Origin of the sequence: Actinoplanes sp. NBRC 101535 (assembly GCF_030269225.1) — a bacterium.
Lineage (GTDB): Bacteria > Actinomycetota > Actinomycetes > Mycobacteriales > Micromonosporaceae > Actinoplanes > Actinoplanes rectilineatus.
The window spans coordinates 33,385-52,285 of the sequence record NZ_BSSY01000004.1; the positions used below are offsets into that span (position 1 = coordinate 33,385).

Genomic DNA, 18,901 nt, shown 5'->3' on the forward strand with positions numbered 1-18,901 from the left:
GCAGCCGCGGGACGACCCGGCGGGCCGGTTCGTTTCCCGCGGTGTGTGAAGGGTGCTCACCGCGTACCCCCGAAGGAGCGAAAGCGAAAAATCCTGCCTTGGGCGGTTAACGGGTGATCGAGTTGCGGAACTGTTTGTTCCTGTTGCCTTTCGTTGACATCACACATGTAACTACGCCAATGTGAGCGAGTTACGACGTTGCGCGAAGGGAAACATTCGATGCCACGATCACCCCTGCGACCACTACTCGCCGTAGCGATAATGATCCTCGCCCTGTTCGCGATCCCGGCCGGGACGGCGGCGGCGCAGGCCCCCGCGGCGGCCGCGGTAAACGGTCTGAAGGGCGAGTACTTCCGGATGTCGGCGCCGGGAGCCCACGACTTCGCGGAGCTCGGCGGCATTCTGCTGGATCCGAACATCGACCTGCCGGGTCTCGTCGGGGCCTTCGAGTCCCTGACCGGGCGGACCGAGCACACCACCGCCCGGTGGACCGGCAAGCTGACCGCGCCTACCACGGGTGACTACACGTTTTACATGATCGGCGACAACGGGTTCCGTTTCCTCCTGGACGGACAGCCGGTCATCGATCACTGGGTGGGCGACTGGGACCGCGAGCAGACCAGCGCCCCGGTGCGGCTGACCGCGGGTGAGGCGCACGAGGTGCGGATCGAGCTGTTCCAGGACACCGGCGGGGCGAACCTGTTCCTGCGATGGGCCGGGGCGGGCATCGAGAAGCAGATCGTGCCGGAGTCGGCGTTCACGCCGCCGGACGGTTTCCAGATCTACCCGGCCGAGTTCACGGTCGGCGCGGACGGCACGACCGTCGTCGCCGACTTCGAGGGCCGCGTCGACACCGTCGGCGAGCTCGCCACGCACCTGGCCGTCGAGGTGGACACCACGAAGTTCCCGATCGAATCGGTGCGGGTGGACCGCCGGGACGCCACCAAGGTGATCATCACGCTGGCCGAGAAGATCCAGAAGGATCAGAAGGTACGCGTGAACTACGACGGCACCGGTGGCCTGGTCGTCGCGGGCGAGGTGGTGCCGCAGGTGATCCGGTCGGCGGCCAACGCGTCGACGCACCGGCTGACCACCCCGTGGGGCGACAGGGTCGACAAGCGCAACCCGCTGCCGGAGTACCCGCGCCCGCAGCTGGTCCGCAAGGACTGGCTGAACCTCAACGGCCAGTGGGAGTTCGCCGGGGCCGAGGCCGGTGAGCAGCCGGTGTTCGGCAAGGCGCTGGCCGAGCGGATCACGGTCCCCTATCCGGTGGAGTCGCTGCTGTCCGGCATCGAGCGGCGCGAGGACCACATGTTCTACCGCCGGCTGGTGACCGTGCCGACCGCTTGGAAGAAGGAAGGGCAGCGTCTCAAGCTGAACTTCGGCGCGGTGGACTACCAGGCGAAGGTCTGGGTGAACGGCAAGCTGGTCACCGAGCACACCGGCGGCTACACCGCGTTCACGGCGGACATCACCGACGCGCTGAAGGCCCGCGGCCCGCAGGAGATCATCGTCGGGGTGACCGACGTGACCGGTCCTGATCAGCCGAAGGGCAAGCAGTCGCTGAATCCGGGTGGCATCGTCTACGAGCCGTCGTCGGGCATCTGGCAGACGGTGTGGCTCGAGCCGACACCCACGACGAGCATCGAAAACGTAACCATAAATACGGACATGTCTGGCAATGTCACCGCCAACATCACCGGTTCCGGCACCGTGACGATCACCGCGCTTGACAAAAAGGGTAAAAAGGTCGCGACGACCACCGGGGCGGCCGGCTCCGATCTTCGCCTGAAGATCAAGAACCCGCACCTGTGGAGTACGGACGACCCGTACCTGTACGACCTGGACGTCACGCTCGGCAAGGACGAGGTCCGCGCCTACTTCGGCCTGCGCACGGTCGAGGTGAAGACCGTCGGCGGCTTCCCGAAGCTGGTCCTCAACGGCAAGCCGATCTTCTCGCTCGCCACCCTGGACCAGGGTTTCTGGCCGGACGGGCTGTACACCGCACCGAGTGACGCGGCCCTGCGGTTCGACCTGGTCGAGACGAAGAAGCTGGGCTTCAACGCGGTCCGCAAGCACATCAAGGTGGAGCCGGCCCGGTGGTACCGGCACGCCGACGAGCTGGGCCTGATCGTCTGGCAGGACTTCGTGTCGTCGGACATCACCGGCACCGCCGGCCAGCAGGCGTTCCTCGAGCAGGGCCGCACGATGATGCGGCAGCTGCACAACTTCCCGTCGATCATCGGCTGGATCGTGTTCAACGAGGGCTGGGGCGAGTGGAACCGGGAGGAGACCGGCCGGATCGCCGAGCAGGTCAAGGCCGCCGACCCGACCCGGATCGTGAACGCGCACAGCGGCGTCAACTGCTGCAACTCCAAGGGTGACTCCGGCAAGGGCGACGTCATCGACCATCACGACTACAACAACACCGACCCGGCGTGGCCGGACGCGACCCGGATCGCGATGGACGGCGAACACGGCGGCTTCACCCTGCGCACGCCGGGACACATGTGGCCGGGCGTCCCCGCGGTGATCTACAGCGGGGTGGCGGACAAGGCGGCGCTGACCGCCAAGTACGTCGACAACACCGGCCGCTTCTACCTGGAGGCCGCCGGGGCGGAGTTGTCCGGATCGGTGTACACGCAGATCACCGACCTGGAGACCGAGCTCAACGGGTTGTGGACGTACGACCGGCGGGAGATCAAGGTCGACCCGGCACCGGTCCGGGCGATCAACCAGAAGGTGATCGCGGCGGGTGCGGCGGCCGGAGCGGACGCGACGTTCCCGGGGAACGGCGAGTGGAAGCTGGACGAGGGCAGCGGCACGGTCGCCCGGGACAGCGCCGGGGACGCCGACCTGACGCTCTACGGCGACACCACCTGGGCGCCGGGCGCTCTCACCTTCGACGGTGACGGCGACTACGCGGACACCGCCGCGCCGGTGCTCGACACGACGAAGGACTACACGGTGTCGTCGTGGGTGACCCTGGACGAGATCCCGGGGAACTACGCGACGGCGGTCAGCCAGGACGGCCGGGTCACCGAGAACCCGTTCTACCTGCAGTACGGCCAGGGCGCCTTCGCGTTCAGCACGCCGGGCGGCAACCGGGCGCGGCTGGTGGTGACGCCGGAACTGAACCGGTGGTACCACCTGGTCGGGGTGCGGGACCACACCACCGGTCAGATCCGGCTGTACGTGGACGGCGAACCGGCCGCCGCGGTGCCCGCCGGACCGGATGTGGTCAGCACCGGTCCGCTGTCGGTGGGCCGGGCCAAGTACGCCGGCAACAAGACCGACTACTGGTCGGGGTCGGTCGATCAGGTGCAGGCGTTCGACCGGGCACTGACCGACGCGGAGGTGCGGGCACTGTTCACGGCTCAGCACTGAGAGAGGCTCAGCCCTGACAGCCCTGAGAGAGGCTCAGCACTGAGAGAAACGGCCCGCTGGATGTCCAGCGGGCCGTACTCAGCGCTTCCGGGGACGTTTCTTCGGACGGTCCCGGTCGGTCGCCACGTCCTCCTTGTAGGTGGCGCCGCCGTCGGACTCCATCCGCAGCGGGCGGGCGCCGCCCTCCGGCGGGCCGGCGATGGACTGTTCGCCGGCGGCCAGTTCCGGGAACTTGTGGTCGAACGCCGGGCGTTCGGAGCGGATCCGCGGCATGTGGTCGAAGTTGCGCAGCGGCGGCGGTGTGGTGGTCGCCCACTCCAGGGAGTTGCCGTGCCCCCACGGGTCGTTCTCGGTGGTCACCGTGCCGACCTTGTACGACTTCCACACGTTGTAGACGAACGGCAGCGTGGCGATGCCGAGCACGAACGAGCCGATCGTGGAGAACGTGTTCAGGAAGGTGAAGCCGTCGCTGGGCAGGTAGTCGATGTAGCGGCGGGGCATGCCCTTGGTGCCGAGCCAGTGCTGGACCAGGAACGTAGCGTGGAAGCCGAGGAAGGTCAGCCAGAAATGGATCTTGCCGAGGCGTTCGTCGAGCATCCGGCCGTACATCTTCGGGAACCAGAAGTAGATCCCGGAGAAGACGGCGAACACGATCGTGCCGAAGAGCACGTAGTGGAAGTGCGCGATCACGAAGTACGAGTCGGAGACGTGGAAGTCGATCGGCGGTGACGCCAGCAGCACGCCGGACAACCCGCCGAACAGGAACGTGACCATGAATCCGACGGCGAAGAGCATCGGCGTCTCGAAGCTGATCTGGCCGCGCCACATGGTGCCGATCCAGACGAAGAACTTCATGCCGGTCGGTACCGCGATCATGAAGCTCAGGAAGCTGAAGAACGGCAGCAGCACCTGGCCGGTGGCGAACATGTGGTGCGCCCACACCGACATCGACAGCGCGCCGATCAGCAGGGTCGCGGCGACCAGGCCCTTGTAGCCGAAGACCGGCTTGCGGCTGAACACCGGGATGACCTCGGTGATGATGCCGAAGAACGGCAGCGCGATGATGTACACCTCGGGGTGCCCGAAGAACCAGAACAGGTGCTGCCAGAGCATCGGCCCGCCGGTGTTCACGTTGAACACCTGCGCGCCGAGCACCCGGTCGGCGGCCAGCGCGAACAGCGCGGCGGCCAGGAACGGGAAGATCAGGATCGCCAGCAGCGCGGTGACCAGCATGTTCCAGGTGAAGATCGGCATCCGGAACATCGTCATGCCGGGCGCGCGCAGGGTCAGGATCGTGGTGATCAGGTTGACCGAGCCGAGGATCGTGCCGAGACCGCTGATCGCGAGGCCGACCACCCAGGCGTTGCCGCCGATGCCCGGCGAGTGCAGGCTGTCGCTCAGCGGGCTGTAGGCGAACCAGCCGAAGTCAGCCGCTCCTCCGGGCATCAGGAAGCCGCTCATCGCGGTGAGCGTCCCGAACAGGTAGAGCCAGTACGCGAACGCGTTGAGGCGCGGGAACGAGACGTCCGGCGCACCGATCTGGATCGGGACGATGTAGTTGGCGAACGCGAACACGATCGGTGTCGCGAAGAACAGCAGCATGGCGGTGCCGTGCATGGTGAACAGCTGGTTGAACTGCTCGGGCGAGAGGATCTGCATGCCCGGCCTGGCCAGCTCCGCCCGCATGAGCAGGGCCATCAGGCCACCGACCATGTAGAACACGATCGAGGTGACCAGATACATGATCCCGATCTGTTTGGCGTCCGTCGTGCGCAGCAGCCGGGCCAGGGCCGAACCCTTCACCTGCCGGCGGACCGGATGGGGGCGGATCGGCGTCGGCCTCGGGGCGACGGTAGTCATCCAAGCTCCTCACCTGCGGATATCTCCCCTCCCGTTATAGACTTCCCGTGTCTCAATTCGCCTCATATCGCAGGATCACCCGCAATTCGGATACACCCTGCGATACTGCGAAGGGTTCGTCAGGGAGACCCGATGCTCGACGAGAGCGAAGCGCGGGCGCTCGAGGACATCGAACGCCGGCTGTGCAGCGACCCGCGGTTCGTCCGGCGGATGCGTGGACCCGGCCCGCTCCGGCCGTTCCCGACCGTCTCGGTGCTGTGCCTGACGGCGTTCCTGGCCCTGCCGTTCGTGGCGCTGTTCGGCGGACCACAGGCGGCGCTGATCCACGCGGACGTGGCGGCGGTCCTGGTCGTGACGGTGCTGGCCTGGCGTCACCGCCGGCGGGCGGGATCCTGAGGGTCCTTCCAGGCCTCGCGCAGCTCGTCCCGCGTCTCCCGCCACCACTGGCGCAGCTCGCCGCGCAGGTCGGAGAACATCATCTGCGCGGGCACGTCCTGCCGGTAGGCGCCGAGCACCTCCCAACCGGTCAGCATCCACCGGACCGGGACCAGCGCCACGGCGATCGAGGGCAACCACCGAAGACCGGTCATCGTGTACGCGGTGAGCACGGTCATCTGGAGGACGGCCACACCGATGCCCGCATACGTGGTGCGCCGCAGCACCCGGGACGACAGTCCCATCGCCCGCCACGGGGCCCGGCCGGCCGGAACGAGCAGCCGGGTCCAGAGCGCGATCACGGTCGCCACGTCGACACCCGCCATGATCCGAGCCGGGACGTGCACCGCCGGGATCCAGTAACCGGCGAGCAGCGCGGCCGCACAGATCATCAGCAGGGTGGCCGGCCACCAGTGACGCAGCACGGTGAGCAGCCGGCGCACCGGCCAGGCGATGGCCTGCGCGTCGGCCTGGGCCGGATTGTCCCGGGCCACGTCCCGCAGGGTGCGGACCGAGGCGCGGACGTGCAGCCGGTCGGCCTGCAGCATGGCGAGCAGCCAACGGCCGTGTGGACTCTCCGGGTCGCGCGCCAGGGCGGCCCGGACGAAGCGGTCGGCCTCGTCCCGGTTCCCCTCGGCGCGGGCCACGTCGGCCATCGTGAGCAGGGCGTAGACCGAGTGCGGGGCGAGCCGCAGGCCGTGGTCGGCGGCGGCGCGGGCCTCGGGCAGCCGCCTGCGCTCGACCAGGGCCCGGGCCAGCACCAGGTAGCCGTCCGGGTCGTGCGGCTCGAGCCGGATCGCCTGTTCGGCGGGGGCGATCGCGTCCCGGGAGCTGTACAGGGCGAGCATCAGTTCGGCATGCTCGAGGTGCGCGGACGCCTGCCGCGGGTCGGCGGCGAGCGCGGCCCGGCACGCCTCCCGGGCCTGCGGGAACTTCTCCTGGCGGCGCAGCGCGTACGCGAGCAGGGTCAGCAGTTCGGCGTCCCCGGGTGCCTCGACAAGCGCGGACCGCAGCGCGGCCTCGGCCTGGTCGAGCCGGCCGACCTCGAGCAGCGCCCGGGCCCGCTGACGGTCGGCCGTCACGCGGCGTACCGGCCGGGCACCGGGCGGTGAACGCACCGGGAAACCCGTCGAGATCGACGGCCGGCCGTCACGCGGCGTACCGGCCGGGTGCCGGTGTCGCGGCGAGGTGGCTCATGAGCGGCGATTATGCCGGTAACAGTGAGTGAGCGCCAGGGTGAATCTGTCACAGGGCGCCGGGTGGTCTCCGCCGCCTTCGTCCCGGCTGGTGATCAGTCCAGGTCGGCCAGGTCCAGGACGAAGCGGTACCGGACGTCGCCCCGCTCCAACCGGGTCAGGGCCTCGCCGGCCTTTGCCGACGGCAGCAGCTCGATGTCCGCGGTGATGCCGTGCCGGGCGGCGAAGTCCAGCAGCGACGCGGTGGCCACCCGGCCCGCGGTGCCCGACGAGGTGAGTCTCCTGCGGCCGGCCATCAGGTCCATCACGTCGAGTTCGAGCGTGCCGAAGTATCCCAGCATGCTGAGGGTGCCGTCCAGGGCCAGCAGGCGCAGCAGGGCGGCGGTGTCGTGCGGGGCGGAGATGGTGTCGACGATCAGGTCGAAACCGCCCCGGACCTCGTCCCGGCGGGCCTCGTCGATCAGATCCCGGGCGCCGAGCGCCAGCGCGTCGGCGGTCTTGTCCGGGGTACGGCTGAGCACCGTCACGTCGGCGCCCCGGGCCACCGCCAGCTTGATCGCCAGATGTCCGAGTCCACCCATACCGGCGACGGCCACCCGGCTGCCCGGGCCGATGCCGGCGGACTCCATCGGGTCCCAGACCGTGACGCCGGCGCACATCAGCGGGGCGGCCGCCGCCGGGTCGAGGCCCGCCGGCAGCGGGTAGGCGAAGGCGTCACGGACGACGTACTCCCGGCTGTATCCCCCGAGGGTGATGGTGCCGTCCACCCGGTCCGGCGCGGCGTAGGTGTAGGTGGCGCCGCCGAGACAGTAGACCTCCTGCCCGGCCGTGCACATCGCACAGGTCAGGCAGGCGTCGACCACGGTGCCGACGGCCACCCGGTCGCCGGCGGCGAAGCGGGTGACCGCGGAGCCGATCGCGGTGACCGTGCCGGTGAACTCGTGCCCCGGGACGACCGAGCCCTGTGCGTGCCGGTGGATCTGGTGCAGGTCGCTGTGGCAGACCCCGCAGTAGTCGATACGGACCGCGATGTCGTCGTCGCGCAGGTCGCGGCGCTCGACGGTGACCCGGTCGAGGGTGGTGGAGCCGTTCGAACTCCGCCAGGCGGTCGTGGTGCGCATGAACCCTCCAGAAAAAACAAACTGTTCGGTATTTTTGGCGCCGCGGCCCACCGTAGCCCCGCACTCCCCAGAAAACAAACTGACTGGTCTGTTTGTTAGATTGGGTCATGCCCGGACCACCCGCCACCGCCAAGGGAGCCGCGACCAGCCGCCGCATCCTGGACGCCGCCGCCGAGGAGTTCGCACTCCGCGGCATCGCCGGCGCCCGCGTCGAACGGATCGTGCAGGCGGCCCGCACCAACAAGGCGCAGCTCTACGGCTACTTCGGCAACAAGGACGCCCTGTTCGACGCGGTGATCGCCGACGCGGCCCGGCGGATGATGGACGTGGCCCCGTTCGACGCGGCCGACCTGCCGGGCTGGGCGGTCCGCATCTACGACGAGAACCTGACCCACCCGGAGATGGTCCGGCTCGCCACCTGGGTTCGCCTCGAACGGCAGCCGTCCGGGCCCCTGGCCGACGAGACCGCCACGCACGACGCGAAGGTGGCGGCCATCACCACCGCGCAGGACGCCGGCCTGCTGCGCCCCGGCGACCCGAACGACATGATCGCCATGGTGATCGCGATGGCCTGCGCGTGGTCCCCGGTGAGCAGCGCCTACGCGGCGTCCCCGGCCGACCCGGCCGCCGACCACGACCGCCGCCGCGCATACCTCCGCGAGTCCGTCCGCCGCGCCGTCGCCCCCTGATCCCCCCGCGGGGCGCCGCCTGGCCGGCTGGATCCGGTCCGGCACCGCGCGGCTGAGGCCCGGAAGACCACGCGGCCGAGGTCCTGAGACCTGAACGACGGCGTCCGCCCCACACGGGGGCGGACGCCGTCGCTGTTCTCCGTCCCGGTCAGGCGACGTCGCGGGCGTTCAGGGTCAACGAGTGCGCCTCGGTGTCGGTCTCCTCGATACCGAAACTGATGACGCGCCGCGGGTGGACGCGGATCAGCGGGGTGGGCTCCTCGATAGCCTCCGCGGTGCCGCGGATCTCCAGGCAGCGCACCCGCCACGGCTCGACCGACGGCAGGTCGTCGACGACGAACGCGACCTGCCCGGTGGCCGCGACGTTGCGGAACTTTCGGCTGGACTCCATGTTGAAGCCGAAGATGTCGATCGTGGAGGTCTCCTCGTTCCACTGGAAACCCACCGGACTGTTCTGCAGGGTGCCGTCGGGGCGGAGGGTGGCGAGGCGGCCCAGGTGCTGGCTCGCGAGGTAGGCCAGTTCGGTCGGCGTCAAGCTCATCCCGGCAGCCTCACACCTCAACCTCGGTAGAGGTCAAGCCCGGAAGACGTCGAGGGCCCCGGTGACCGGTACCGGCCCCTCCACCACGATCGGCGCGTTGCTCGCGGCGATCACCTCAGCGCAGGTCAGCGTGAACCGCGGCCCGTCGTCGCCGAGCAGCGGCGTGAAATCGCGGGTGGCGGCGGCGAAGACGATCCTCGACACACCCGCCCACACCATCCCGGCGGCACACATCGGGCACGGCTCGCCACTGGCCCAGACCGTCCCGCCGGTGACCGGGCCCCGGGCGTTCGCGACGGCGTCGAGCTCGGCGTGCGCCCGGATGTCGCCGCTGGTGGTGACCCCGTTGCGGCCCTCGGCCAGGACATTGCCGGCCACATCGGTGATGACCGCCCCGAACGGGCGGTCACCGCGGTCCCGGGCCTGCCGGGCGAGTTCCACGGCCCGCAGCAGAAAGGCGGTCATGAGCGCAGATCCACGGTCGTACCCACCTTCTCGCGTCGCGCGTGTTCGACGAGCAGCCCGGCGGTGACCACGTCCTGCAGCCCGAGCCCCACCGAGTTGAACAGGGTGATGTCGTCGTCGCCGGTCCGCCCGGGCGCGGCACCGACGATCACCTGACCCAGATCGGTCAGATCGTCCTCGGTGATGTGCCCTTCGGCGATCGCCAGCAGCACCTCACCGGACTTGGCCAGCGCCGTGGCCCGGCTGTCCACGATCAGCCTCGCACGGGCGAGACCGGCGCCGTCGACCTCCCGGTGATCCGGGCGCGGCGGCGCGCCGACCGCGTTCACGTGCAGCCCGGCACCGAACCACGCCCCGCGCACCAGAGGGGTCCGGGACGGGGTGAGGGTGCAGACCACCTCCGCCGTGCGGACGACCTCCTCCGCGTCGGCCGCGGCCACGATCTCCAGGTCCAGGCCGTCGATCTCTCTGCGGTACGCGGTGAGCGTGGCCTCCGTCCTCGACCAGACGACGACCCGCTCGATGGGCCGGATCTTCGCGATCGCCCGGGTGTGCTCGACCGCGAGTGCCCCCGCCCCGACCAGTCCCAGGACGGTGGCGTCCCGGCGGGCCAGATGCCGGGTGGCCACCGCGCTGGCCGCGGCCGTCCGGACCGCCGTGACCAGGCGACCGTCCACCAACGCCAGACACTCCCCGGTCGCAGCCGACGTCAGCAGGATCGCCGACCGTTGCACCGGCAGTCCCCGTTCCGCGTTCGCCGGCAGGTCGGCGAGCATCTTCACACCGGCGTACCGGCCCGCGACCGCGGCCATCGGCAGGTGGCTCCCCCGGTCCGCGGAGGTCATGGCGGCCGGGGCGGGCACCTGCGCCAGCCCGCGGGCGAGGTCGGCGTGCGCCTCCTCCAGGGCGTCCCGGACCTCGTCTCGCCGTAACAGCGTGGCGACGTCGGAAGCGGTGAGCACAACGGTCATCGGGACGGCTCCTCCAGAGAGAATCGAGCGGATCAGGCACGGACGAACGGGACGGTCAGGCACGACGGTGCCCGGCTCGCCCCGGCCAGGCCGCTGACGGCGACGATCGCCACCAGGTACGGGATCATCGTGAGCACCGCGGGCGGCAGGCCCACACCGGCCGCCGGCAGGGCGTACTGCAACGCCTGGGCGACCCCGAACGCGACCGCCGCGACGACCGTCCCCGGGGTGCGCCACCGTCCGGCGATGACCGCGACCACGGCGAGATAACCGATCCCGGCGGTCATGTTGTCGCTGAACGCGTGCACCTCGGAGAGGGCCAGCTGCGCGCCGCCGAGTCCGGCCAGCGCCGAGGTGAGCAGGATGCACAGGGCCCGGATCCGGCGGACCGGCAGACCGGTCCAGTCGGCGGCACCGGCGTCCTCCCCGGTGGCGTCGATCCGCAGCCCCCAGCCGGTACGGGGACCGAGCAGCAGACCGGTCACCAGCACCACGCCGGCGCAGAGGTAACCCAGTGCCGTCTGCGCGAACAGGACCGGCCCGATCACCGGGACGTCGGCCAGAACCGGGATCGGCAAGCGCTCGAACCCGGTGACCCCCCGGTCGCCGTCGAGCAGCAGCCGCGCGCCGAAGGTGGTGGCGGCGAGGGCCAGCGCGTTCGCGGCGACACCGACGACGATCTGGTCGGCACGGAGGCGTACCGAGAGAAGGGTCTGCGCGAGACCGACCAGGAGGCCGCCGCAGAGACCGCACGCGGCACCCAGCCAGGCGGATCCGGTCAGGACGGTGCCGGTGACGGCGGTGAACGCGCCGGTCAGCATCATCGCCTCGAGGCTGAGGTTGAGGACACCGGCACGTTCGCTGACGAGTTCCCCGACGGCGGCGATCAGCAGCGGCAGCGCCAGGCCGAGGCCGCTGACCAGGATCTGGGTGAGCATCATCGGGTCGCCTTCTTCCCGGCCGCCCACGTCGCGGTGGCCGCGATCAGCAGGATGATCAAACTCTGGATGATCGCCACGGTGGTGGACGGGACCCCGGCGACCAGTTGCAGGTTGATGCCGCCCGAGGTGAGGAACGCGAGCAGCAGGGCGGCGGCGGTCAGCGCGAGCATCGAGCCGCCGGCGAGCAGCCCGACGACCAGTCCGGCGAAGCCGAACCCGGAGGTGAACCCCTCGGCGAGCAGGGCGGGGGCGGTGGACACCAGCAGGCCGCCGCCGAGACCGGCGAACGCCCCGGCCGTGGAGAGGGCCACCACCCGGGTGGGCCCGGCCCGGACGCCGAGGCGGGCGGCGGCGGCCGGTGACTGCCCGAGTGCCCGCAGCCGCAACCCGGCCGGGGTGTGCCGGCTGACCACGCCGATCACCGCGGTGGCGATCAGGGCGAGCAGGATCGCCACCGTCGCCGGAGACCGTTCGACACCGAGCAGCGGCAGGTGGGCGCCGTCGACCAGGGGCGCGGACTGCGGAAGCGTCTCCGACGAGGTCACCGGCTGCCGCAGCAGGGTCGGCTCGTGGACCATCAGGGTGACCAGGGCGAGGCCGACGAAGTTCAGCAGCAGCGTGGTGATGATCTCGCTGGTGCCGCGCCGGACCAGCAGGACCGCGGCGATCGCCGCCCACAGGCCACCGGCGGTGAACGCGGCGAGCAGCGTCAGCGGCACCGCGACCAGTGCGGGGGTCGCCGCCGGCAGGGTGGTGCCGACCGCGGTCGCGGCGATGCCACCGGCGCAGAGCTGCCCCTCGCCGCCGACGTTGACCAGGCCGGCCCGGTGCGCGAGGGAGAACCCGGCGCCGACCAGCATGAGCACGGCGGCGGTGTTGAGCGACTTGCCGATCGCGTAGGGTGTGCCGGCCATCCCCTCGGCCAGCGCGCCGATCGTGGTGGCCGGCCCGGCGCCGGCGAGGGCGGCCAGTGCCAGCCCGGCGAGCAGGGCGACCAGGACCGCGCCACCCGCGACGAGTGCTCTCCTCGTGCTTCTCATGCTCCTCATGCGACGGCTCCGGTCTCTTCGTCCGCTGCCGCGGTCTTGCCGGCTCCGGTCTCTTCGTTCGCCGGTGCTGCCGCGGACCGGCCGGCTCCGGTCATCAGGGCGCCGATCTCGTCGGCGGCCCGCTCGCCGCCGGCCGGCACCGGTCCGAGAAGCCGGCCGGAGTAGGCGACGTGGATCCGGTCGCACAGGGCGAGCAGTTCGGGGAGTTCACTGGAGACGATCAGGACGGCGACGCCGCCGGCGGCCACCGCCCGCAACCGGGCCAGAACGTGGTCGACGGCCCCGACGTCCAGGCCCCGGGTGGGTTGAGCGGCGATGAGCACCTTCAGGCCGGGGATGGCGACCTCCCGGGCCAGCACCACCTTCTGCTGGTTTCCACCGGACAGGGATCCCATCGGGGTACGCGGTGACGACGTCCGGATGTCGAAGGAGGCGATGACGTCCGCCGCGGCCGTGTCGAGGCGCCGCCGGTCCAGGAGACCGAACCTGCGGAAGTCACCGAGCCGGGCCAGGTACAGGTTCTCGGCCACCGACATCGACCCGACCATCGCCTCGTGGTGCCGGTCCTCGGGGACGACACCGAGCCCGAGCGCGGTCCGCCGGGCCGGCGTGGCCCGGGTGATGTCCACGCCGCCGAGGTGCACGGTGCCGGCGTCGGCACGCGTGGCACCGGAGAGCACGTGCACGAGGTCGCTCTGCCCGTTGCCCTCCACCCCGGCGATCCCGACGATCTCCCCCGGCGCGAGGGTGAGCGAGACGTCCGCCAGGATCCGGGTCCGGCCGGCCCGTCCCAGGGTGATCCCCTCCACCCGGAGCACCGGCTCCCGGCCGGCCGATCCGTCGGCCCGCTCCGCGGCAGCATCGCCGACGGTGGCGTCGCCGGTAGCCGCGTCGACGTCGGTGGCGTCGCCGGTGGCCACGTCGACGCGAACACCCAGGCCGGCGGTGACGGCGGGATCGAGGTCGTCCGGGTCCCGTCCCAGCATCAGCGCCAGCAGCCGGGGAACCGAGGCGTCCCCGGCCAGCGGACCACCACCGGCGACGGTGCCGGACCGCAGGACGGTGGCCTCGTCGGCGGCCGCGGCCACCTCGCCCAGCTTGTGGGTCACCAGCACCACCGACCTGCCGGACGCGGCGACGGCCCGGCAGGTGGCGATCAGCGCCTCGATCTCCGGTCCGTCGAGGACCGCGGTCGGCTCGTCGAGCAGCACCAGGTCCGGGCCGGGCAGCAGCGCCTTGACGATCTCCACGCGTTGCCGGGCCCCGATCGGCAGGTCACCGACGAGCGCGTCCCGGGGGACGGTGAGGCCGAACTCCCCCGCGATCCGCTCCAGGCGACGGCCGAGGTCCGCCTTGCGGAGCCGCAGTCCGCGGCCGCCGAGCAGCAGGTTCTGCTCCACGGTCATGGTCGGGACCAGCGAGAAATGCTGGTGCACCATCGCCACCCCGTGGGCCAGCGCCTGCGCCGGTGAACCCGGCCGGTACCGCCGGCCCCGCAACGTCATCGTTCCGGTGGTCGGCGCGAACCCGCCGTACACCAGGTTGCACAGGGTGGACTTCCCGGCGCCGTTCTCGCCGAGAACGCAGTGCACCGTTCCCGGGGCCACCGTCAGCGAGACCCCGTGCAGCGCGCGGACCGGTCCGAACGACCGTCCCAGATCCTCGAGCACCAGCAGCCCCATGATCAGTACGCCGTGACCGCGCCGGAGGCCAGCTCACTCTTGGCCTTGGCGAGCAGTGCCGCGACCGCGTCGTCCTTCGTACAGAGGACGAAGTCGGTGCCGCCGTTGTCCGAGGTCAGCCCGAACCGGACCTGCTCGGCCTTCCACGTGCCGTCGAGGACGGCGTGCACCGCGTACTCGAGTTCGGCCCCGATGTCGGTCTTCACGTAGCCGACGTAGGCGCTGTCCGTGCAGTCGCCCGGGATCGGACCGCCGACCATGCGGGCGCCGGACTCCTTCGCGGCCTGTTCGATGCCCTGTTTGCCGAGGTTGACGATCTGTCCGAGCACGTCGGCGCCCGCCCCGAAGTCGGCCGCGGCGGCCTGCTTGGCTTTCGCCGGGTCGTTGAAGTCCCCGACGTACTGCGGCGCGAGGACCTCGGCGCCGGTTCCGGCGAAGGCCACCCCGTTGGCGTACGCCTTCGCGGCGTTGACGATGGCCGGCAGTTCCACGCCGCCGACGAATCCCACGGCGCCCTTCTGCGACGAGGCGGCGGACACCACCCCACTGAGGAACTCGGCCTCGGCCTGCTGCGGGTCGTAGTAGGCGAGGTTGGCCAGCGGTACGGCGTCGGCAGGCCCGCCGATCTCGACGAACGTCACCTCCGGGAACTGCGGGGCGACCTTGCGCACGTCGGCGTCGGTCTGGCCGCCGACCGAGACGACCAGGTCGCTGGCGGAGGCGAACCGGACCAGGGCCTGCTCGTAGTCGGCGGCCTCGACCCGCTCGACGTAGCTGAGGTCGACCTCGTCGCCGAGGGCCGCCTGCAGACGCTGATATCCCAGGTAGGCGGACTGCATGAAGCCGGTGTCACTGATCGAGCCGGGCAGGAACACCCCGACTTTGAGCTTGCCGTCACCGTTGCCGGCCTCGGCCCGGTCGTCGCCGCATCCGGCGATCAGGGCGAGCGGTAGCAGCGACGACACCGCGAGGGCGGCACTGCGGGCAAGGACCTTCATGGCGTTCTCCTCGGGGGTGGCGCTCTAGTGGTATACCACTAGAGGATCGGGAGACTTTGTTGTCGGCTCGTTGCGCCGCCGTTAGCTCTCTGCTTCCAGAACCTCTCGGTATACCGTTACGCGGTGGCCACCGACCGCACCCTGCGTGACACCGTCTACACCGCCCTGCGGGACCGCATCGTCGGCCTGCACCACCCGCCCGGCTCCCGCCTCATCGAGCGCGACCTCGCCACCGAACTCGACGTCTCCCGCATCCCGCTGCGCGAGGCGCTGCAACTGCTGCAACAGGACGGGCTCGTGGTGATCGTTCCGCGTCAGGGGGCGATCGTCGCGCCCTTCACCGCCGACGACGTGCGCGATCTCTTCGACGTACGCGAAAGCCTCGAAGTCCTGGCCGCCCGGCTGGCAGCGGAACGGGCGACACCCGCGGGGCTGGCGCGGCTGCGGGAGCACATGGACGCGGCGCGCGACGCGGCGCACCGGCACGACGAGGCCGCGACCGCCTCCGCCAACGCCGCCTTCCACCACGAGGTCGTCGCGATAGCCGCCAATCCGCTGCTCAGCGACATGATGCGGCCGCTGGCGGCGCGAGTGCAGTGGCTGTTCCACCTGACCCGCCGGCGCGACCCGGTGCGGCAGTGCGAGGAACACGAGGAGATGTACACGGCCTTCGCCGACGGGGACGTCACCGCGGCGGAACGGCTGGCCTTCGACCACGTGCGGTCGGGGCGCGCGGAGAGCATCGAGCTGGCCGGCGGGTGGAGCACCGGCGGCATCGACCCGGTGGCCGCCACCCGCACCCGCCGTCGTCTGGGCTGACCCGGGCCGGCGGTCGCCGTCACCCGCAACCGACCTCGCGTGGTGAGTCGGGGCGCGCCCGCTGCCCCGACTCACCACCGCCCACCGCGCTGTGGTGATTTCGGGCGCCGTGGACGGCCGAAATCACCACAGCAAGACAAGCGCGTGGTGAACTCGGGCGCCGTGGACGGCCGAAATCACCACGGTCAGGTGGCGTGTGGCGGAAACCGGGCTGGCGGCTTCAGCGCTCGTCCCGGGCGTCGGAGCTCGTCCCGGGCGTCGGAGCTCGTCCCGGGCCCTCGGTGTCAGAGACGGACGATCTGCAGGGCCATCTCGGCGAGGATCGCCGGCAGGTTCTGGACGGCCTCGCGGTCCTTGGCCCGTTCGGACGGGGAGAGGACGGCCCACTCGACCAGGGACGGATGCTGCTTGGCGTCGTTGTCGCGGGTCTCGGCGTAGGTCCAGCCCGCGGCGGTGCGTTCCTCGCACCAGCGTTCGTGTTCCAGCTCGGCCAGCTGGTCGAGCTCGGCCGGGGTGAAGGCGAACGGCTCGGCCGGGCCGACCCGCGGGGCGACCGTCGCGCCGATCGCCTGGATCTTCGCGCCGATGCCGGCGGCCTGACCGCGGTTGGCCTGTCTCGCGTCCTCGGCGAGGTCGTCCCACTCGACCATGGAGGCGTTGGCACCCATCGGCGTCCCTTTCGCCACCTGGGACGTCAGGTAGTGCGCGTGGACGGCCCGGGCCAGTCGTTCCGTGAGATCCTCGTCCAGCACCATGGGCCTACAGGCTAGTACCGTCGTGTCGATCATGCGAATACGACCGCGCAGGTCGTCCAGCAGATGGTCGGCGGTGCTCCCGAAGACCACGCTGTGATGCTTCAGCCGGTCGAGACGGACCACCAGGGAACCCGGGTCGCCGGGCCAGAGGTGGACCATGGTCAGGGCGGTCGACAGCGCGCGCTGCTCGTCGTCGTAACAGACGTAGACGCGATGACGGTTCGCGGCCGGCACCGGCGCCGGACCGTCGACGACCGTCACGTCGCAGTGGTCGCGGACCACGTCCCAGGTGTCCAGCAGGGCGGGGACCGTCGTGGACGCGGCGTCGTCGACAAGCGTCACCGGCAGGCGGCCGGCGCCGGTGAGGAGACGCCAGCGGCGGGCGTACTCGATCAGCAGGGACTGACCGAACGCACCCAAACCGATGATCATCAGGGGTGCGCCGAGCGGTTCGCTGCGGACCAGTTCCCGCGCGGCGAGTTCGTCGGCGACCAGGAAGTCCAGGCGGACACCGTCGGGGGTGGCGTGGCTGAGCCAGCGGGCCGCCAGCGCCCGGCCCAGCACCTGGTCGTCGATCCAGGCGTAGGCGCGCAACGGCCCGGACCGGACCAGGCCGGGCTCGACGACGGCGACGGCCGTCGCCACCGCGGCGATGTTCGGCGCGCCACCGCCCTGCTGGTGATCGACGCAGGCGTGGATCACGTCGGCACCGGCCGCGCCCACGGACCGGAGCGACAGTTCGTCACCGGCCGCGATCCGTTCCACCCGCCGGCCGTCGGCGAGGGCGCTCGCGGCGAGGGCATCGGCCAGCGGCGTCTCGCCGACCACGACGACATGGCCGCCGGCGGTGCGGCTGCGCCAGCGTGACCACTCGCCGGAGAGCAGCACCCGCACGGTCTCGGCGAGGGCGAACAGGGTGACCGCGGGCGCCAGGAAACGCGCCACCTCCAGCCGCAACGGCAGCACGCCGCCGTCGCCCAGCGGCGCCGAGTCGAGCACGAAGAGCTGCAGGTCGTAGTAGAGGACGTCGAGCGGGCGCCGGCCGTAGTGCGCGTACTGCTCGGCGCCGAGGAACTCCTGCAGTCCGAGGAAGCCGAGCACCAGTGCCCCGGCGCCGAGAACGACGAACAGCCACCGGGTGCCGGCCCACAGCCGGCTCGAGGTGCCACCGGGGGTTTCGTTGACCGCCACGCAGGGACCTCCGTATCCGCGCCGCCTGTCGCAGGAGTATCCAGTGGATCGATCGACATCCCGAGGATCTGTCCATGACTTGACAGCGCGGGCGGTCCGGAGCGCGGGTTTCAGGCCCGATCGGGACCGGCGGGGAGCAGGCGCAGGGCCAGGAGGCCGCCGATGCCGGGGATCAGGGCGAGCAGACGCGCGCGGAGGGTGGCGTCGCGGTGGGTGAGGGTGAGGACGACGACGAACAGGTAGGCGCAGCCGTGGACCGGGCCGGTCAGGGACGTGACCGGTCTCCAGTGGACGGTCACCAGGTTGACGAGCAGGACCAGCAGGGACACCAGCTCCACCGTGGCGGCGAGCGGCAGGGCGCGGGGCACGCTCACGGTCAGGCTCCCGTCGTCGAACCGGGGCGGACGATCATCAGGATCGTCACCGTGGCCCAGAGCAGGTTGAAGACGCCGGTGAGCATGGCCAGCCGGGCGGGCCGGACGGCCGGCGTGCCGGACAGGATGCGCTGCTGGTACGGCAGGATCAGCAGGCCCAGGATCAGGGCGGCGGCCAGGGTCAGCACGATCGAGACGACCAGCCAGGTATCGGTGAGAACGCCGAGGCTGCTCGCGGTGGCCAGGCCGAAGACCGGGACGGCGATGCCGAACACGGCGTAGACGCGGCAGATCCGGTGCAGCAGCGGCAGGGCGGAGTGATCGCGGCGGGCCGCGGCGGGGAACATGCCGGCGGCCACGGTCACCGGGCCGATCGCGATGATGGCCGCCAGGACGTGCAGGGAGAGCAGGAACTTCGTCACCGGGC

General features: G+C 71.0%; 17 protein-coding genes. 4 read left to right on the plus strand and 13 right to left on the minus strand.

Annotation, left to right across the window (positions count from 1 at the left end):
- Positions 1–219: 219 nt before the first annotated feature.
- Complete coding sequence (locus tag QSK32_RS12295; RefSeq protein ID WP_285471923.1) at positions 220–3,387, plus strand: LamG-like jellyroll fold domain-containing protein; 3,168 nt, start codon at positions 220–222, stop codon at positions 3,385–3,387.
- 78 nt (positions 3,388–3,465) lie between these two features.
- On the opposite strand, the gene ctaD is transcribed toward QSK32_RS12295, so the two are convergent.
- Entirely contained in the window at positions 3,466–5,247 is a 1,782-nt protein-coding gene (gene ctaD, locus QSK32_RS12300) for an aa3-type cytochrome oxidase subunit I (RefSeq protein WP_285471924.1), read from the minus strand.
- Between the two features lie 132 nt (positions 5,248–5,379).
- On the opposite strand from ctaD, the gene QSK32_RS12305 reads away from it, so the two are divergent.
- A complete protein-coding gene (locus QSK32_RS12305; RefSeq protein ID WP_045739940.1) occupies positions 5,380–5,643 on the plus strand; it encodes a DUF3040 domain-containing protein in 264 nt (87 codons plus the stop codon).
- Here QSK32_RS12305 and QSK32_RS12310 read toward each other — a convergent pair.
- Both QSK32_RS12310 and QSK32_RS12315 read right to left on the minus strand, forming a co-directional pair.
- Positions 5,619–6,800 carry a tetratricopeptide repeat protein gene (locus QSK32_RS12310; protein ID WP_285471925.1) on the minus strand — a complete coding sequence of 394 codons (1,182 nt, stop codon included), beginning with the start codon at positions 6,798–6,800 and terminating at the stop codon, positions 5,619–5,621. The two genes, QSK32_RS12305 and QSK32_RS12310, sit on opposite strands and share 25 nt — an antisense overlap.
- A 173-nt stretch (positions 6,801–6,973) precedes the next feature.
- A complete protein-coding gene (locus QSK32_RS12315) occupies positions 6,974–7,999 on the minus strand; it encodes an NAD(P)-dependent alcohol dehydrogenase (protein ID WP_045739938.1) in 1,026 nt (341 codons plus the stop codon).
- A 107-nt stretch (positions 8,000–8,106) separates the two neighbouring features.
- Between QSK32_RS12315 and QSK32_RS12320 the strand changes: the two genes are divergently transcribed.
- A complete protein-coding gene (locus tag QSK32_RS12320) occupies positions 8,107–8,688 on the plus strand; it encodes a TetR/AcrR family transcriptional regulator (RefSeq protein ID WP_285471926.1) in 582 nt (193 codons plus the stop codon).
- Between the two features lie 148 nt (positions 8,689–8,836).
- Here the strand turns inward: QSK32_RS12320 and QSK32_RS12325 are convergent, their stop codons facing one another.
- Genes QSK32_RS12325 through QSK32_RS12355 form a run of 7 tightly spaced genes read right to left on the minus strand, consistent with a single transcriptional unit; the run spans position 8,837 to position 15,335 of the window.
- On the minus strand, positions 8,837–9,229 hold the full coding sequence (locus QSK32_RS12325) for a PPOX class F420-dependent oxidoreductase (protein WP_045739936.1): 393 nt from the start codon (positions 9,227–9,229) through the stop codon (positions 8,837–8,839).
- Positions 9,230–9,262: 33 nt separating this feature from the next.
- Entirely contained in the window at positions 9,263–9,694 is a 432-nt protein-coding gene (locus QSK32_RS12330) for a nucleoside deaminase (RefSeq protein WP_285471927.1), read from the minus strand.
- Positions 9,691–10,665: an ornithine cyclodeaminase family protein gene (locus tag QSK32_RS12335; RefSeq protein WP_285471928.1), complete on the minus strand. Its 975-nt coding sequence runs from the start codon at positions 10,663–10,665 to the stop codon at positions 9,691–9,693. Before QSK32_RS12335 ends, QSK32_RS12330 begins: the two co-directional genes overlap by 4 nt.
- A 32-nt stretch (positions 10,666–10,697) precedes the next feature.
- Entirely contained in the window at positions 10,698–11,606 is a 909-nt protein-coding gene (locus tag QSK32_RS12340; RefSeq protein ID WP_285471929.1) for an ABC transporter permease, read from the minus strand.
- On the minus strand, positions 11,603–12,646 hold the full coding sequence (locus QSK32_RS12345; RefSeq protein WP_285471930.1) for an ABC transporter permease: 1,044 nt from the start codon (positions 12,644–12,646) through the stop codon (positions 11,603–11,605). The genes QSK32_RS12340 and QSK32_RS12345 overlap by 4 nt, the downstream gene beginning before the upstream one ends.
- Positions 12,647–12,651: 5 nt before the next feature.
- On the minus strand, positions 12,652–14,337 hold the full coding sequence (locus tag QSK32_RS12350; protein WP_285471931.1) for an ABC transporter ATP-binding protein: 1,686 nt from the start codon (positions 14,335–14,337) through the stop codon (positions 12,652–12,654).
- A gap of 2 nt (positions 14,338–14,339) precedes the next feature.
- Positions 14,340–15,335, minus strand: a complete 996-nt coding sequence (locus tag QSK32_RS12355) for a BMP family ABC transporter substrate-binding protein (protein WP_045739931.1) — start codon at positions 15,333–15,335, stop codon at positions 14,340–14,342.
- A gap of 123 nt (positions 15,336–15,458) precedes the next feature.
- Between QSK32_RS12355 and QSK32_RS12360 the strand changes: the two genes are divergently transcribed.
- On the plus strand, positions 15,459–16,154 hold the full coding sequence (locus QSK32_RS12360) for a GntR family transcriptional regulator (RefSeq protein ID WP_045739930.1): 696 nt from the start codon (positions 15,459–15,461) through the stop codon (positions 16,152–16,154).
- A gap of 284 nt (positions 16,155–16,438) precedes the next feature.
- Here the strand turns inward: QSK32_RS12360 and QSK32_RS12365 are convergent, their stop codons facing one another.
- The 3 genes from QSK32_RS12365 to QSK32_RS12375 form a co-directional block, all read right to left on the minus strand.
- Positions 16,439–18,100 carry a RyR domain-containing protein gene (locus tag QSK32_RS12365; protein ID WP_285471932.1) on the minus strand — a complete coding sequence of 554 codons (1,662 nt, stop codon included), beginning with the start codon at positions 18,098–18,100 and terminating at the stop codon, positions 16,439–16,441.
- Between the two features lie 110 nt (positions 18,101–18,210).
- A complete protein-coding gene (locus QSK32_RS12370; protein ID WP_285471933.1) occupies positions 18,211–18,474 on the minus strand; it encodes a DUF3817 domain-containing protein in 264 nt (87 codons plus the stop codon).
- Between the two features lie 2 nt (positions 18,475–18,476).
- Positions 18,477–18,896 (minus strand): hypothetical protein, encoded by a 420-nt coding sequence (locus QSK32_RS12375; protein WP_045739928.1) that lies wholly within the window; start codon positions 18,894–18,896, stop codon positions 18,477–18,479.
- Positions 18,897–18,901 lie beyond the last annotated feature (5 nt).

Bases quoted from the DNA above. Each gene is read 5' to 3' on its own strand.
- QSK32_RS12295 (WP_285471923.1), top strand. From the start codon at position 220: ATGCCACGATCACCCCTGCGACCACTACTCGCCGTAGCGATAATGATC.
- ctaD (WP_285471924.1), bottom strand. From the start codon at position 5,247: ATGACTACCGTCGCCCCGAGGCCGACGCCGATCCGCCCCCATCCGGTC.
- QSK32_RS12305 (WP_045739940.1), top strand. From the start codon at position 5,380: ATGCTCGACGAGAGCGAAGCGCGGGCGCTCGAGGACATCGAACGCCGG.
- QSK32_RS12315 (WP_045739938.1), bottom strand. From the start codon at position 7,999: ATGCGCACCACGACCGCCTGGCGGAGTTCGAACGGCTCCACCACCCTC.
- QSK32_RS12320 (WP_285471926.1), top strand. From the start codon at position 8,107: ATGCCCGGACCACCCGCCACCGCCAAGGGAGCCGCGACCAGCCGCCGC.
- QSK32_RS12325 (WP_045739936.1), bottom strand. From the start codon at position 9,229: ATGAGCTTGACGCCGACCGAACTGGCCTACCTCGCGAGCCAGCACCTG.
- QSK32_RS12330 (WP_285471927.1), bottom strand. From the start codon at position 9,694: ATGACCGCCTTTCTGCTGCGGGCCGTGGAACTCGCCCGGCAGGCCCGG.
- QSK32_RS12335 (WP_285471928.1), bottom strand. From the start codon at position 10,665: ATGACCGTTGTGCTCACCGCTTCCGACGTCGCCACGCTGTTACGGCGA.
- QSK32_RS12340 (WP_285471929.1), bottom strand. From the start codon at position 11,606: ATGATGCTCACCCAGATCCTGGTCAGCGGCCTCGGCCTGGCGCTGCCG.
- QSK32_RS12345 (WP_285471930.1), bottom strand. From the start codon at position 12,646: ATGAGAAGCACGAGGAGAGCACTCGTCGCGGGTGGCGCGGTCCTGGTC.
- QSK32_RS12350 (WP_285471931.1), bottom strand. From the start codon at position 14,337: ATGGGGCTGCTGGTGCTCGAGGATCTGGGACGGTCGTTCGGACCGGTC.
- QSK32_RS12355 (WP_045739931.1), bottom strand. From the start codon at position 15,335: ATGAAGGTCCTTGCCCGCAGTGCCGCCCTCGCGGTGTCGTCGCTGCTA.